The sequence below is a fragment of the Quatrionicoccus australiensis genome (genome assembly GCF_020510425.1).
Classification (GTDB): Bacteria; Pseudomonadota; Gammaproteobacteria; order Burkholderiales; family Rhodocyclaceae; genus Azonexus; species Azonexus australiensis_A.
This window is the reverse complement of record NZ_JAHBAH010000001.1, coordinates 3,268,166-3,281,288: the sequence shown is the minus strand read 5'-3', so window position 1 is coordinate 3,281,288 and position 13,123 is coordinate 3,268,166. Positions and strand designations below refer to the sequence as shown.

The window sequence follows — 13,123 nt, the reverse complement described above, 5'->3', positions numbered from 1 at the left end:
TCACTAGTCAGCAATTCTCCCGGTCAACAGACCTGGTTTGGCGGAATCCATCAACCCCCTCGGCTTCCACGGTGAAGCGCTGGCTTCGGTGGCTTCGGTTGTCCTTATCGCTCTTATTCACTGCGACCCTTTTGGCTTTGATCGTCGCCAAACTGCGGATCTACGCCATCCAGGCCATGTCCGATGGCGGCGTGTTGAGAATTACCGTCGAAGACTGGGACGAGGCCGATGCCGGTCGGCATCCAGCTTAATGTCGAGAACTCCGGACCGGGCATCAGCAAGGCCGGGCTCGAGCGCTACGGCGCTCACCTGACGACAACCAGCCCCCCGACGCCGGCACCCGCTTCACTGTCTGGCTGCGATGCGAGCCGTTGGGCTGATGGCTACGGTCAACTGGAAAAAATGGCCACAATTGAAATTACTCCCCCCTCTCCTGACAAGGGGAGGTGTTTCGTTTTGCCAATGAACTGTTTCCCGCCCCCCGCTGTCCCAAGTTGCGACAACAACCCGCCCAAGAAAGCCCCCATGTCCGACCCGACCACCTACACCCCGCCCAAGATCTGGACCTGGGATAAAGCCAATGGCGGCCGCTTTGCCAACATCAACCGGCCGATTGCCGGGGCAACCCATGAGCATGCACTGCCGCGCGGCAAACACCCGCTGCAGCTCTATTCGCTGGCGACGCCCAACGGCGTCAAGGTCACGCTCATGCTCGAAGAATTGCTGGCACTCGGCCACGCCGGCGCCGAATACGACGCCTGGCTGATCCGCATCACCGAAGGCGATCAGTTCGGCAGCGGTTTCGTCGAGGTGAACCCCAACTCCAAGATCCCCGCCCTGCTCGACTGTAGCGGCCGCGAACCGGTCCGGGTCTTCGAATCCGGATCGATCCTGCTCTACCTGGCCGAAAAATTTGGCGCCTTTGTCCCGACCGACCCGGCCCGCCGCGCCGAATGCCTGTCCTGGCTGTTCTGGCAGATGGGCAGCGGCCCTTTCCTCGGCGGCGGCTTCGGCCATTTCTATGCCTACGCGCCGAGCAAAATCGAATACGCCATCGACCGCTTCGCCATGGAAGTCAAACGCCAGATGGATGTCCTCAACCACAGGCTGGCCGACAACCCCTACGTCGGCGGCGCCGACTACAGCATCGCCGACATGGCCATCTGGCCCTGGTACGGCGCGCTGGCCAAAGGGCAGCTCTACGAGGCCGGCGAATTTCTGCAGGTCGATCAATACACCCACGTCATTCGCTGGGCTGACGAAATCGCCCTGCGCCCGGCCGCCAAACGCGGCCGCATGGTCAACCGGGTGACCGGGCCGCTCGCAGAGCAACTGCACGAGCGCCACGACGCCAGCGATTTCGCCACCCGGACGCAAGACAAACTGCAAGCCCAGCCATGATGCCCGTCCCCCCCTTGAAGATCGGGCCATGGGCGCCCGATCGGCGCCTTCATCGGCGACGCCCTTGCTCTCGACCCGCACTGGTACGACGATCCGGATCAACTCCATGCCGATTATGACCAGTGGATCAGCGACTACACCACACCCAAACCCGGGCGCTACCACGCCGGCATGAAAGCCGGGCAGCTTTCACAATCGGGCATCCTGCTGCGCCTCACCCTCCAATCTCTCGTCAATAGCGGCAACCTGCAGGCACCGCAAGCCGGCCAGCCCGAAACGCCAACCGCCGGTCAACTGAGGTTTCAAGGTTCAATGCCCACTGGAAGCCGCCGGATCGATTTTTCGTTGCGGCGTAGGGGCTAGCCAGATGGCAAATGCGGCGATGATGAAACTGACCGCAACAATGGTCATCACCTGGTTGGTGGCCAGCATCACCGCTTGCGCGTTGATCAGCCGGTCGATGTTTTGCAAGGTGCTCTCGCCAGTGTTGCCCATGCCTTCGAAAAACCTTTGCAGCATCTGGTCGGAATCGCTCAAAGCAATCAATTCGGCGTGATCGACCGTCGTTTGATCCTCCCACAGGGTGGTGATCAGCGAGGTGGCGAAGGCGCCTGAAAGGGTGCGCAGGAAGTTCATCAATCCAGCGGCCGAAGCCATTTCTGCTTCTTCCACACTGGCCATCGCCAGCCCGGTCAGCGGAATGAAGAAGAAAGGCATGCCCAGGCCCATCGCCATCAGTGGCATGGCGACTTCCCAGTAGCCCATGTCCGTCGTTGCGATGGTGCGCCAGAGACAGACGATGCCCAGCCAAAGAACGCCCCAGAATACCAGTTTTCGCGGATCGCCCCTGGCCGAGAGTCCCGCTGCAAGCGGCGCGACGAAGACCGCAAAAATCCCGGTCCACGCCGTCGCCATCCCCGCCGTAGTAGATGTGTAGCCCATGTAGGTCTGCAGCCATTGCGGCGTGAGCACATTGGCGCCAAAAAATGCAGCGAAGGCCAGACTGATCGTCAGCACACTGGCCGAGAAGCCGCGGTGACGGAAGACGCGCAGATCGACTACCGGGTGTTCTTCATGCAGTTCCCAAATCATGAAGGTTACGAAACCGATTGCCGCGACGATGCCGAGGACGACAATCTCCGTAGAAGCAAACCAGTCCAGGTTTTTTCCTTCGTCGAGCAGCAATTGCAGCGAACCGACCCAGACAATCAACAAGGCAAGTCCGATCCGGTCGATCGGATTGCGGACCAGGGGTTCTTCATAGCGCTTGAGCAATCTCCAGGCAATGAAGGCACAGGCAAAGGCAATCGGCAGATTGATATTGAAAATCCACGGCCAGGAATACTCGTCGCAAATGTACCCCCCGAGCATCGGGCCGAGCACGGGCGCGACCAGGGTCGTCATCGACCAGATGCCGACGGCTGCCGTGGCTTTCTCTTTCGGAAATATCCGCAGCAGCAGCGTTTGCGAGAGCGGCATCAACGGGCCACCGGCAAAGCCCTGGCAAATCCGGGCAAAGACCAGCATGCCGAGCGAGTTGGCCAGGCCGCAAAGTGCAGAAAAGCCGCCAAACAGAGCCATGGCCACGGTAAAAACCCGAACGGCCCCGAAGCGGGCAGCAAGCCAGCCGGTCAGCGGTACGGTGATCGCCTCGGCGACGGCGTAGGAAGTAATCACCCAGGTGCCCTGGCTGGTCGTGGCACCCAGACCGCCGGCAATGGTCGGCACGGAAACATTGGCGATGGTCATATCGAGCACGGCAACAAAATTGGCCGCCGCCAGGATGATGGCCGCGAACCAGAGCATGCCGCCGCTCAGCGGCTGCTCTGTCGAAGGCGATGTGGTCGTCCGACTCATTTTATTTCCTCAGTTGGCCAACTTACTGGTGTCGATCCTGACGGCCATCGACAGACCGGCCTTCAAGGGATTGGCTTGCAATTCGTCGGCGTTCAAGCGAATGCGGATGGGCAGGCGCTGCACCACCTTGATCCAGTTGCCAGTGGCGTTTTGCGCCGGAATTGCGGCAAAGGCGGCGCCGGAGCCGGCGGAAAACCCTTCGACTACGCCGTGATAGGTTACCGCGCTGCCATAAATGTCGGCCGTGACCGTGGCGATCTGCCCGATGCGGACATTTTCCAGTTGTCCTTCCTTGAAATTCGCATCGACGTGCATTTCCTGGATCGGCACCACCGAAAGCAGCGTCGTACCCGCCTGGACGCGCTGGCCCAGTTGCACCTGGCGCTTGGCGACAACGCCATCGACCGGGGAGCGAATGACGGTGCGCTCCAGGTCGATAGCGGCCTGGTCGCGTTTGGCGCGCGCCAGGGCGATTTCCGGATTGGTTTCTTCATCGGCGCCGGCAATCAGAACCGCATTGGCCTCCTTCGAGCCGAGCGTCGCCGAACGATTCGCCTGGGCCTGGCTGGCACTCGCCTTGGCGGCGGCAAGATTGGCCTTGGCCGTGGCATAGGTGCTTTGCGCACGGGTCAGTTCGTCACCGGAAACCGAACCGGAGGCGATCAAGGCTTCGCGGCGCTTGAGGTCGATACTGGCGCGTTCGAAATCGGCTGCGGCAGACTCAAGCTGCGCGGCAGCGCGCTTTTCCTCGGCGTCGCGGGCGGCAACCTGGGCGCCCAGACCGAGGTCGTTGGCGACATAGCCTTTGACCCGGCGGATGGCGCGTCCCAGTTCGGCTTCAGCCTGGGCGAGGCTCAACTTGGCGTCGGTCGGGTCAATGACCACGAGGATGTCGCCTTTCTTGACCGGCTGCGTATCCTTGACCCGGACTTCGGCAATGGTTCCGGAAACGGAGGGCGTGACCTGGGCGACTTCGACGGCGGCATAGGCATTGTCTGTGGATACGAAATGCGAGCCGTAAAAGATCCAGTAAGCGGCGAGCAGCAAGGCGATGACGGCGAGCGAGCCGCCGAATCCGAGCAGCAGCTTGTTCCGGCGTTGGGTGATGGCGCTGCGCTCTTGAGTTTGTGCAGTAAGTTCTGACATATCGGTAATCTCCGGGAGAAATCAGTTGTTCGTCTGGTAGCCGCCGCCGAGCGCGCGCATCAACGCAATATCGAGACTGGCCGAACGCGCTCTCAGGTCGGTCAGGGCGCGCAGATTGGTCAAAAGGCTGTCCTCGGCGGAAAGCACTTCCAGGTAGCTGGAAAGTCCGCCTTCATAGCGATTGCGTGCCACCTGGTAGGCTTCGCCGGCCGCAGCGACGGCTTGCTCGCTCTTGTTCAGACGGGCGCCGAGAGCTTTCTGGCTGACCGCCGAATCGGCGACGTTCTGCAGTGCTTGCGTCACCGTCTTGTTGTAACTGGCGACCGCTTCCTCATACCTCGCACGGGCACCGCGCAGCTCGCCTTGCAGACGCCCGGCATTGAAAATGGGCAGGGAAATCGCCGGGCCGACACTGCCGATGTTCGAACCGCCCTTGCTGAGCAGGTCGAGCCCCAGGGATTGCACGCCGATGAAGGCCGCCAGGTTGATGTTCGGATAGAAACCGGCCTTCTTTTCGTCGATGCGCTTGGCACTAGCTTCAACCTGCAGGCGCGCGGCGACGATGTCGGGCCGGCGTCCGAGCAGATTGACCGCGAGTTCGCCCGGCAGGGCAAAGTGGTGAGCGAATTCGAATTGCGGCCGCGCGATCTCGAGAGCGCGGTCCGGGCCGGCACCGAGCAAGGCAGCGAGACGATTCCGCTGCAAACCGATCTGCTCGTCGACCTGTAGCAGATCACCTTCGGCAGCGGCCTGTCTGGCCTCGGCTTCACGCAGGCTGCCGCGTGTTTCGAGACCGTTGGCGAAACGCTGGGCGAACAGTTCAGCCGTTCTGGTGCGCACCTTGACGGCTTCGGCCAGCGTATCGCGCGTGGCGAACAGGTGGGCCAGTTCAGCGTAGTCGCTGGCGATACTGCTCGCCAGCGTCAACCGCGCCTGCGCCAGATCTGCCTGGCTGGCCTGCAGTTCCGATGTCGCTGCGGCCAGGGCTGCCCGATTCTTGCCCCAGAAGTCGATTTCCCAGCTGAAATCGATCGTTGCCCGACCGTAATCCTGCCAGCCGTCCGGCGTCATGCTGCGCGGCGTCAGATAGTTGTAGCTCTGCTTCTGTTCGGTGACCGAGCCGTTGGCCGAAATCTGCGGATAGAGGGCCGCGTTGGAAACCTGCCGACTGGACTCGGCGGCATGCAGGCGAGCGGCGGCAACCGCCATGTCCGGCGAGTTGGCGAGACCTTCCTGGATCAGCGTATCCAGTTGCGAATCGGCATAGCGTTGCCACCATTGCTCATCGGGCCAGGCAACCACCGGCGCCGACAAGGAAGACGCACTCTGGTACTGATCGATTCCCCTGGCTGCCTGCAGCGGCTGCGCCGAAGGAAAACCGGCGCAACCGGCCAGCGCGGCAGAAACAGCCACGGCGAGACATGCTCTTGATACAAATACCCGGCGCATTGCAGGAATTGCTTGAGAAGACATAGGAACCTCATAACTAGACTGTACAGTTCAGTTTAATTATGAAGTCTTGCCGAGTCAAGCTATACTGGACACACAAGTCCAGTTAAAGGAATGTCATGAGAAGCAAAAGTGAGGAAAAGCGCCAGAACATTCTGAATGCCGCTTCAGAAGTCTTCCGGGAGACCGGCTTCGAAGGCGCCTCAATGTCGGATATTTGCACCAAGGCCGGTTACTCCCGGGCAACCCTGTACAGCTATTTCCCCTCGAAGGAAGCCTTGTTTCTGGAAATAATGCTCGCCGGAGGCCAATCCCAGGCGGATGCGATCACCTCCGCACTGGATCCGGCCACGCCCAATGTGGAAGAGTCTCTCGTTCATTTTGGCAAGGCCTTGCTGACCTTCATCTACTCCCCGGAAATTCTCGCCTTGCGTCGCCTGGCGATCGCCGAGGCGACACGCTCAGACTTCGGGCACCTGTTCTATACGCGCAGCCGCAAGCAAGGCGAGATCGTCCTGACGGCGTTTCTGAAACAGGCGATGGATGCCGGAAAGCTGCGCCAAGCGGACCCGGCAGTCGCGGTGGCGCATTTGAGTGGCCTGCTCGAGTCCGAACTGGAAGAAATGTTCTACCGTTCCGAGATAACCCCCCTGGAGCCGTTGTATATCGACCGCATTACCCATAGCGCAATTGATGTTTTCATGGCCGCCTACGGGGCCAGGGGCTAGAACTGCTTGATGTCGCTTGCAACAACGCTGATCCGGGATTATTGCCAATCAGAGGCGCCTTCCCGATACCTCGCCGCCGATTTTTACGTTATCCACAAGCCGGCAACAGCCAATCTGGGATAATCGCGGCCATGCCGACCATTGCCCGCCTCCCCGACCTCCTGATCAGCCAGATTGCCGCTGGCGAAGTCGTTGAACGTCCCGCCTCGGTTCTCAAGGAACTGCTCGAAAACAGCCTGGATGCCGGCAGCAAGGCGATTCAGGTGCATCTTGAGGAAGGCGGCGTCAAGCTGATCCGCATCACCGACGACGGTTGCGGCATTGCGAAAGATGAACTGGCGCTGGCCCTGACCCGGCATGCGACCTCGAAGATCGTTTCGCTCGACGACCTGGAATGCGTCAACACCCTCGGCTTCCGTGGCGAGGCGCTGGCTTCGGTAGCGTCGGTCGCCCGCCTGGCGATTTCCAGCCGCGAACGCGGCGCCGGCCATGCCTGGAAGCTGCGCGGCGAGCCGGGTGCCGAGCCCGAGCCGGCGGCATTGATGGCCGGCACCGTGGTCGAGATGCGCGACCTGTATTACAACACCCCGGCCCGCCGCAAATTTTTGAAGGCCGAGGGCACCGAATTCGCGCATTGCGCCGATGCCGTGCGCCGCCTGGCGCTGACCCGGCCCGATGTCGCCTTCAGCCTGTCGCACAACGGGCGCAGCCTGTTCCAGCTGGCGCCGGCCGACAGCGCGCGGCGCATTGCCGACATTCTCGGCGACGACTTCCTGGGTGCCGCGCGTACGGTCGACGCCGCCGGCGGGCCGATTTCCATCGCCGGTTTCGCGATCGACCCGACCCGCGCCAGCGATGCCAAGGACGGCCAGTACGTCTTCGTGAATGGCCGTTTCGTGCGCGACAAGATCATCGGCCACGCGCTGCGCGAGGCCTACCGCGACGTGCTGCACGGCAGCCGCCAGCCGGCCGTCTGCCTGTTCGTGAACATCGATCCGGCGCTGGTCGACGTCAATGTGCATCCGGCCAAGACCGAGGTGCGTTTCCGCGATTCCCGCGCCATGCACCAGTTCGTCTTCCATGCCATCCAGCGCACGCTGGCCGCGCCGGTGCAGGCCGAGGCGACGCCGCCGCTGGTCGAGCGGCAGTATTCCGTAGCGGTCGACGCGGCAAAAACGGCCAATTTCACGCCGGCGAATTATCCGCCGCCGCTGCGCCACCAGACCACGCTCGGCGTCGCCGAACCCGCTGCCGCGGCCTATCTCGCCTTCGCCAAGGCGACGCAGAATATCGGCCAGGCCCAGCACTCATCGGCCAACCCGGCGACGGCGCCGCATTTTGCCCCTTCGCCCACGGTCGACCGCTCCACGGGCGAGATTTCCCAGGGCAACGACGGCCCGCCGCTCGGCTACGCGCTGGCGCAACTGCACGGCATCTACATCCTGGCCCAGAACGCGCGCGGCCTGGTGCTGGTCGACATGCACGCGGCGCATGAACGCATCCTCTACGAAAAGCTGAAAACCGCTTTCGACAACCGCCAGATCGCCACCCAGGCGCTGTTGATCCCGGCCGTCTTCTCGGCCGACGCGCTCGACATCGCCGCCGTCGAGGAACATGCCGAGGCGCTCGCCGACCTCGGTTTCGCGATCGCCCCACTCGGCCCCAACCAGTTGGGCGTGCGCAGCGTGCCCGCGCTGCTGCAATCTGGCGACCCGGCGGCGCTGGCGCGTTCGCTGATCGGCGAGTTGCGCGAGCATGGCATCACCCAGCTCGCCACCGCCCGGCGCAACGAACTGCTCGCCACCATGGCCTGCCACGGCGCGGTGCGCGCCCGACGCCAGCTGGCGCTGCCCGAGATGAACGCCCTGCTGCGCCAGATGGAGGAAACCGAACGTGCCGGCCAGTGCAACCACGGCCGACCGACTTGGACGGAACTTGCGCTGGATCAACTCGACACACTGTTTCTGCGCGGACAATAAGCGCCCTTTTGATCGCCAATGACCCATATGGAGCGCGAAAACCCCGCAACGCCGCCATTGGCGAAAAACTGCGCAGAAATCTGGCGCAGCGTCGCGATTATTGCGCTCGGCCTGATCGCCCTGGCCACCTATGTCGGCCTCGGCCTGATCGGCCTGAAACAGTCTTACGACCGGGAAAACGAGTTTGCCCGGCGCAGCCAGGAAAACCTCGCCAAAGTACTCGAAAGCCACGCTCGCAGTAGCATCGACAAGATAGACACAGTATTGCTTGCCAGCCAGCAACGACTGCAGGGCGCTTTTACCGGCGAGGTGAAGGATGCCGCCACCATCAACGCGGCGCTGGCCCGCTACCTGGGGCTGATCGACGAATCGCAAAGCCTGCGCATCGCCGATCGCAAGGGCAACTTCATCTACGACGCCTCGGGCGATATCGCCAAAGCCAGTATCGCGGACCGCAATTACTTCCTGCACAACAAGTCCGACAACAGCGGCCGGCTGGTGATTTCCGAACCGATTTTCGCCCGCATCACGCAAAACTGGGTGATCACGCTCAGCCGGCGCATCAACGACCCGCGCGGCGAGTTCGCCGGCCTCGTCCAAGCCGCCGTGCGTGCCGAGCACTTCGAAGCTTTCTATAGCAGCCTCAACCTCGGCCCCAGCCACAGCGTCACGCTGATCGACGACCAGATGCGCCTGATCGCCCGTTACCCCGCCACGCCCGACAAGCTCGGCAAGGTCATCGAAAGCGAAACGCTGCGCCAGTTGGTTAACGGCGGACGCGGACTGGACGGCCTGTACACCACGCACTCCAGCGTCGATGGCGTCGAACGCCTGTATGCGCTGCGCAAGGTGGGCGACTACCCGCTTTACGTACTGATCGGGCACACCACCACCGACTACCTCGCCAACTGGTACCAGCAGGTCATCTGGGGCGTGATCAGCACGGTCATCCTGAGCCTTGTTCTGGCGGGCTGGATTGCTGTCTGGTTACGCACCTACGGCAATGCCCGCCGTCTCGCACAAGGCATGGCGCGCGCCTACGAAACCACCATGCGGCGCACCCGCGCCCTGCTCGACAGCCTGCCCGACCCAGCCTGGCTGAGCGATCGCCAGCAGCGCATGATTGCCGTCAACGAAGCCTACTGCGCGGTGAGCGGCCGCACGGAAGGCGAAATCCTTGGCCGGACTGCCGACGAGATCTGGCCGGAAGAAGCCGCCATTGCCCTCGTCGAGCAGGACGCCGAAGCCATGCACAGCCGCCTGCAGCAACGCCGCGAAGGCAGCCAGCAGGTCGCCGACGGCAATCGCCGCCATTTCGAATACATCTCGACCCCGGTGCTTGACGAGGAAGGCCGCCTGGCCGGCGTGGCCGGTGTCGCACGCGACATCACGCAACTGCACGACAACCAGGAGCGCATCCGCCACCTGGCCGAACACGACATCCTGACCGACCTGCCCAATCGCGCCATGCTCGGCGAACACCTGTCCCAGGCGCTGGCCGACGTACTCGGCGAGCAGGCCCAACTGGCCCTGCTCTTCCTCGACCTCGACCAGTTCAAATACATCAACGACACCCTTGGCCACGACACTGGCGACCAGTTGCTGTTGCAGGTCGCCCAGCGCATGCGCGACTGCCTGGATGGACGCGACACGATCAGCCGCCAGGGCGGCGACGAGTTCGCCGTCCTGCTGCAGGGCTTCCACAACCTGTCGCGCGTCGCGATCATCGCGCAGCGCCTGATCAACGGCATCAACCAGCCCTTCCTGGTAAATGGCCAGGAACTGCGGGTCGGCGCCAGCATCGGCATCAGCATCTACCCGCAGGATGGCTCCGACATCGGCGGCCTGCTCAAGAACGCCGACACGGCGATGTACCAGGCCAAGGCGGCGGGCGGCAACGCCTACCGCTTCTTCACGCCAGAAATGAATGCCCGCATCTCCGAGCGCGTCACGCTGGAAAACAGCCTGCGCCGCGCCGTGGACAACCAGGAATTCCGCCTGCATTACCAGCCCCAGGTCGATGGCAGCAGCGGCCGCCTGATCGGCATGGAGGCACTGGTCCGCTGGCAGCACCCGGAGCTTGGCGAGATTCCTCCGGTACGCTTCATTCCGGTTGCCGAGGAAAGCAGTCTGATCAACGCGATCGGCGAGTGGGTGCTGCACGAGGCCTGCCGTCAGAATGCCGAATGGATCAGACAAGGCATCCCTCCGGTCGTTGTCGCCGTCAATCTGTCGGCCGTGCAATTGCGTCAGGCCAGCCTGGCCGAGCAGGTCGCCGGCGTACTCGTCGAAACCGGCCTCGATCCGTGCTGGCTGGAACTGGAAATCACGGAGAGCGCCTTCATCCGCGATACCGAACGCATCATCGAAACCCTGGCCCGCCTGAAAAAGCTCGGCGTCAAGCTATCGGTCGACGACTTCGGCACCGGCTATTCCAGCCTCGGCTACCTGAAACGCCTGCCCTTCGACCGGATCAAGATCGACCAGTCCTTCGTCCGCGACCTGCCGCACAATGAAGATGATGTCGCCATCACGCGGGCGATCATCGGCATTGCCGAAAGCCTGCACAAGGAAGTCATCGCCGAAGGCGTCGAGCAGGAGGAACAGCGCCGCTTCCTGCTCACCGAAGGCTGCGTGCTGATGCAGGGCTACCATTTCGGCCGACCGATGCCGGCTGACGCGATGACCGCCCTGCTGCGCCGGGACGCGCCGCTCGGCTGACCAAGCTTGACGAAGTTTGACCGAGTTTGACCGGCCGGTCTGGCAGGGGAAAAACCGGCTAGCATAGCGACTGCCCGTCGCTCGCCGTCGACGCCTTCCACCCAGCCTCACGCATGGAACCCGCCCCGGCATGGAACACGATATTTCCCTGATCACTACCCTCGCTGCCGGTTTCGGCGTCGCGCTGATCCTCGGCTTTATCGCCGAACGCATCAAGCTGCCGGCCCTGGTCGGCTACCTCGTCGCCGGCATCATCATCGGCCCGGCCACACCGGGCTTCGTTGCCGATATCCACACCGCCTCGCAACTCGCCGAAGTCGGCGTGATGCTGCTGATGTTCGGCGTCGGCCTGCATTTCTCGCTCGACGACCTGCTCGCCGTGAAGCGCATCGCGTTGCCCGGCGCTGTCGTCCAGATGAGCCTGGCGACGCTGCTCGGCATGGGCATCGCCTGGGGCTGGGGCTGGAGCCTTGGCGCCGGGCTGATCTTCGGCCTGTCGCTGTCCTGCGCCAGCACCGTCGTCCTGCTCAAGGCACTCGAAGCGCGCGGCATCCTTGATTCGATGAACGGCCGTATCGCGGTCGGCTGGCTGGTCGTCGAAGACCTCGCCACCGTGCTCATCCTCGTCCTGCTGCCGCCACTCGCCGGCGTGCTCGGCGGCGATGCCGGCTCCGGCGACGGCGCGCCGCTCTGGCAGACCATCGGCCAGACCCTGCTCCAGGTTTCCGCCTTCATCGCCCTGATGCTGATCGTCGGCCGCCGTGTGTTGCCCTGGCTGCTCTGGCAGGTGGCGCGCACCGGTTCGCGCGAACTGTTCACGCTGGCGGTGATCGCCGTCGCGATCGGCATCGCCTACGGCGCCTCGGCGCTCTTTCACGTTTCCTTCGCGCTCGGCGCCTTCTTCGCCGGCATGGTCATGCGCGAGTCGGAATTCAGCCACCGTGCGGCCGAGGAATCGCTGCCGCTGCGCGATGCCTTCTCGGTGCTCTTCTTCGTGTCGGTCGGCATGCTTTTCGTGCCGAACATCCTGGTCGAACAACCGCTGCAGGTGCTGGCTGTCGTCGCCATCATCGTCATCGGCAAGTCGCTGGCCGCGATGGCGCTGGTCCTGCTCTTCCGCTACCCGCTCAACACGGCGCTGACGGTGGCCGCGAGCCTGGCGCAGATCGGCGAATTTTCTTTCATCCTGGCCGCGCTGGGCATTTCGCTGAAATTGATGCCGGCCGAAGGCATGAGCCTGATCCTGGCCGGGGCGCTGATTTCAATCGCGCTGAATCCGCTCGTCTTTGCCGTCGTCAAGCCGCTCGGCCGCTCGGCACTGGCTCGCCGCCTGGAAGGGCGCGACGATCCCTACGCCGAACTGCCGATGAGCACCGAACGCAAGTTCCTCGAAGGCCAGGTCGTGCTGATCGGCTTCGGCCGCGTCGGCAAGCGCATCGCCGCCCGCCTCGACGAACGCGGCATTCCCTATGTCATCGTCGAGCAGAACCGCGAGCAGGTCGAAAGCCTGCGCCAGCAGGGTTACGCCGCGGTTTCCGGCAATGCCGCCGAACCGGGCGTGCTGATCCAGGCGCATATCGCGCATGCCGCGATGCTGGTCGTCGCCGTGCCGGATACACTCAACATCCGGCAGATGGCAGACACCGCGCGCAGCCTGAATCCGGCCATCGAGATCGTGCTGCGCACGCACAGCGAAGAGGAGTCGCGCCTGCTGCGCACGGAAAACCTGGGCACCGTGTTTTTCGGCGAGGAAGAACTGGCGCGCGGCATGAGCCAGCACGTCCTGCAGCGCTTTGCGCCGGCCGCCGGGCGCGACTGATCCGGCTGCGGCCTGATCAGCCC

The 13,123-nt window shown here is 63.3% G+C and carries 10 protein-coding genes; 7 read left to right on the top strand and 3 right to left on the bottom strand.

Features of this window, described 5'->3' with window-relative positions; all coding sequences use genetic code 11:
- Window positions 1-71 precede the first annotated feature (71 nt).
- From KIG99_RS15770 to KIG99_RS15760, 3 genes are all read left to right on the top strand, one after another.
- Window positions 72-251 carry a hypothetical protein gene (locus tag KIG99_RS15770; RefSeq protein WP_226461008.1) on the top strand — a complete coding sequence of 60 codons (180 nt, stop codon included), beginning with the start codon at window positions 72-74 and terminating at the stop codon, window positions 249-251.
- Between the two features lie 274 nt (window positions 252-525).
- A complete protein-coding gene (gene yghU, locus KIG99_RS15765) occupies window positions 526-1,401 on the top strand; it encodes a glutathione-dependent disulfide-bond oxidoreductase (RefSeq protein ID WP_226461007.1) in 876 nt (291 codons plus the stop codon).
- Window positions 1,402-1,440: 39 nt separating this feature from the next.
- Complete coding sequence (locus tag KIG99_RS15760) at window positions 1,441-1,764, top strand: ADP-ribosylglycohydrolase family protein (RefSeq protein ID WP_226461846.1); 324 nt, start codon at window positions 1,441-1,443, stop codon at window positions 1,762-1,764.
- Here the strand turns inward: KIG99_RS15760 and KIG99_RS15755 are convergent.
- From KIG99_RS15755 to KIG99_RS15745, 3 genes are read right to left on the bottom strand one after another with little or no spacing between them, the layout of a single operon-like run.
- Window positions 1,711-3,258, bottom strand: a complete 1,548-nt coding sequence (locus tag KIG99_RS15755; protein ID WP_226461006.1) for a DHA2 family efflux MFS transporter permease subunit — start codon at window positions 3,256-3,258, stop codon at window positions 1,711-1,713. The genes KIG99_RS15760 and KIG99_RS15755 overlap by 54 nt on opposite strands.
- A gap of 9 nt (window positions 3,259-3,267) precedes the next feature.
- Entirely contained in the window at window positions 3,268-4,404 is a 1,137-nt protein-coding gene (locus tag KIG99_RS15750; protein ID WP_319002399.1) for an HlyD family secretion protein, read from the bottom strand.
- 21 nt (window positions 4,405-4,425) lie between these two features.
- On the bottom strand, window positions 4,426-5,817 hold the full coding sequence (locus tag KIG99_RS15745; RefSeq protein WP_226461005.1) for an efflux transporter outer membrane subunit: 1,392 nt from the start codon (window positions 5,815-5,817) through the stop codon (window positions 4,426-4,428).
- Window positions 5,818-5,972: 155 nt separating this feature from the next.
- Between KIG99_RS15745 and KIG99_RS15740 the strand changes: the two genes are divergently transcribed.
- The 4 genes from KIG99_RS15740 (at window position 5,973) to ybaL (ending at window position 13,100) form a co-directional block, all read left to right on the top strand.
- Window positions 5,973-6,581, top strand: coding sequence for a TetR/AcrR family transcriptional regulator (locus tag KIG99_RS15740; RefSeq protein ID WP_226461004.1), 609 nt, complete (start codon window positions 5,973-5,975; stop codon window positions 6,579-6,581).
- A gap of 131 nt (window positions 6,582-6,712) precedes the next feature.
- Window positions 6,713-8,560, top strand: coding sequence for a DNA mismatch repair endonuclease MutL (gene mutL / locus KIG99_RS15735; RefSeq protein WP_226461003.1), 1,848 nt, complete (start codon window positions 6,713-6,715; stop codon window positions 8,558-8,560).
- 18 nt (window positions 8,561-8,578) lie between these two features.
- Window positions 8,579-11,281 (top strand): bifunctional diguanylate cyclase/phosphodiesterase, encoded by a 2,703-nt coding sequence (locus KIG99_RS15730; protein WP_226461002.1) that lies wholly within the window; start codon window positions 8,579-8,581, stop codon window positions 11,279-11,281.
- Between the two features lie 130 nt (window positions 11,282-11,411).
- Window positions 11,412-13,100 (top strand): YbaL family putative K(+) efflux transporter, encoded by a 1,689-nt coding sequence (ybaL, locus tag KIG99_RS15725; protein ID WP_226461001.1) that lies wholly within the window; start codon window positions 11,412-11,414, stop codon window positions 13,098-13,100.
- Window positions 13,101-13,123 lie beyond the last annotated feature (23 nt).

Bases quoted from the DNA above. Each gene is read 5' to 3' on its own strand.
- yghU (WP_226461007.1), top strand. From the start codon at position 526: ATGTCCGACCCGACCACCTACACCCCGCCCAAGATCTGGACCTGGGAT.
- KIG99_RS15755 (WP_226461006.1), bottom strand. From the start codon at position 3,258: ATGAGTCGGACGACCACATCGCCTTCGACAGAGCAGCCGCTGAGCGGC.
- KIG99_RS15750 (WP_319002399.1), bottom strand. From the start codon at position 4,404: ATGTCAGAACTTACTGCACAAACTCAAGAGCGCAGCGCCATCACCCAA.
- KIG99_RS15740 (WP_226461004.1), top strand. From the start codon at position 5,973: ATGAGAAGCAAAAGTGAGGAAAAGCGCCAGAACATTCTGAATGCCGCT.
- mutL (WP_226461003.1), top strand. From the start codon at position 6,713: ATGCCGACCATTGCCCGCCTCCCCGACCTCCTGATCAGCCAGATTGCC.
- KIG99_RS15730 (WP_226461002.1), top strand. From the start codon at position 8,579: ATGACCCATATGGAGCGCGAAAACCCCGCAACGCCGCCATTGGCGAAA.
- ybaL (WP_226461001.1), top strand. From the start codon at position 11,412: ATGGAACACGATATTTCCCTGATCACTACCCTCGCTGCCGGTTTCGGC.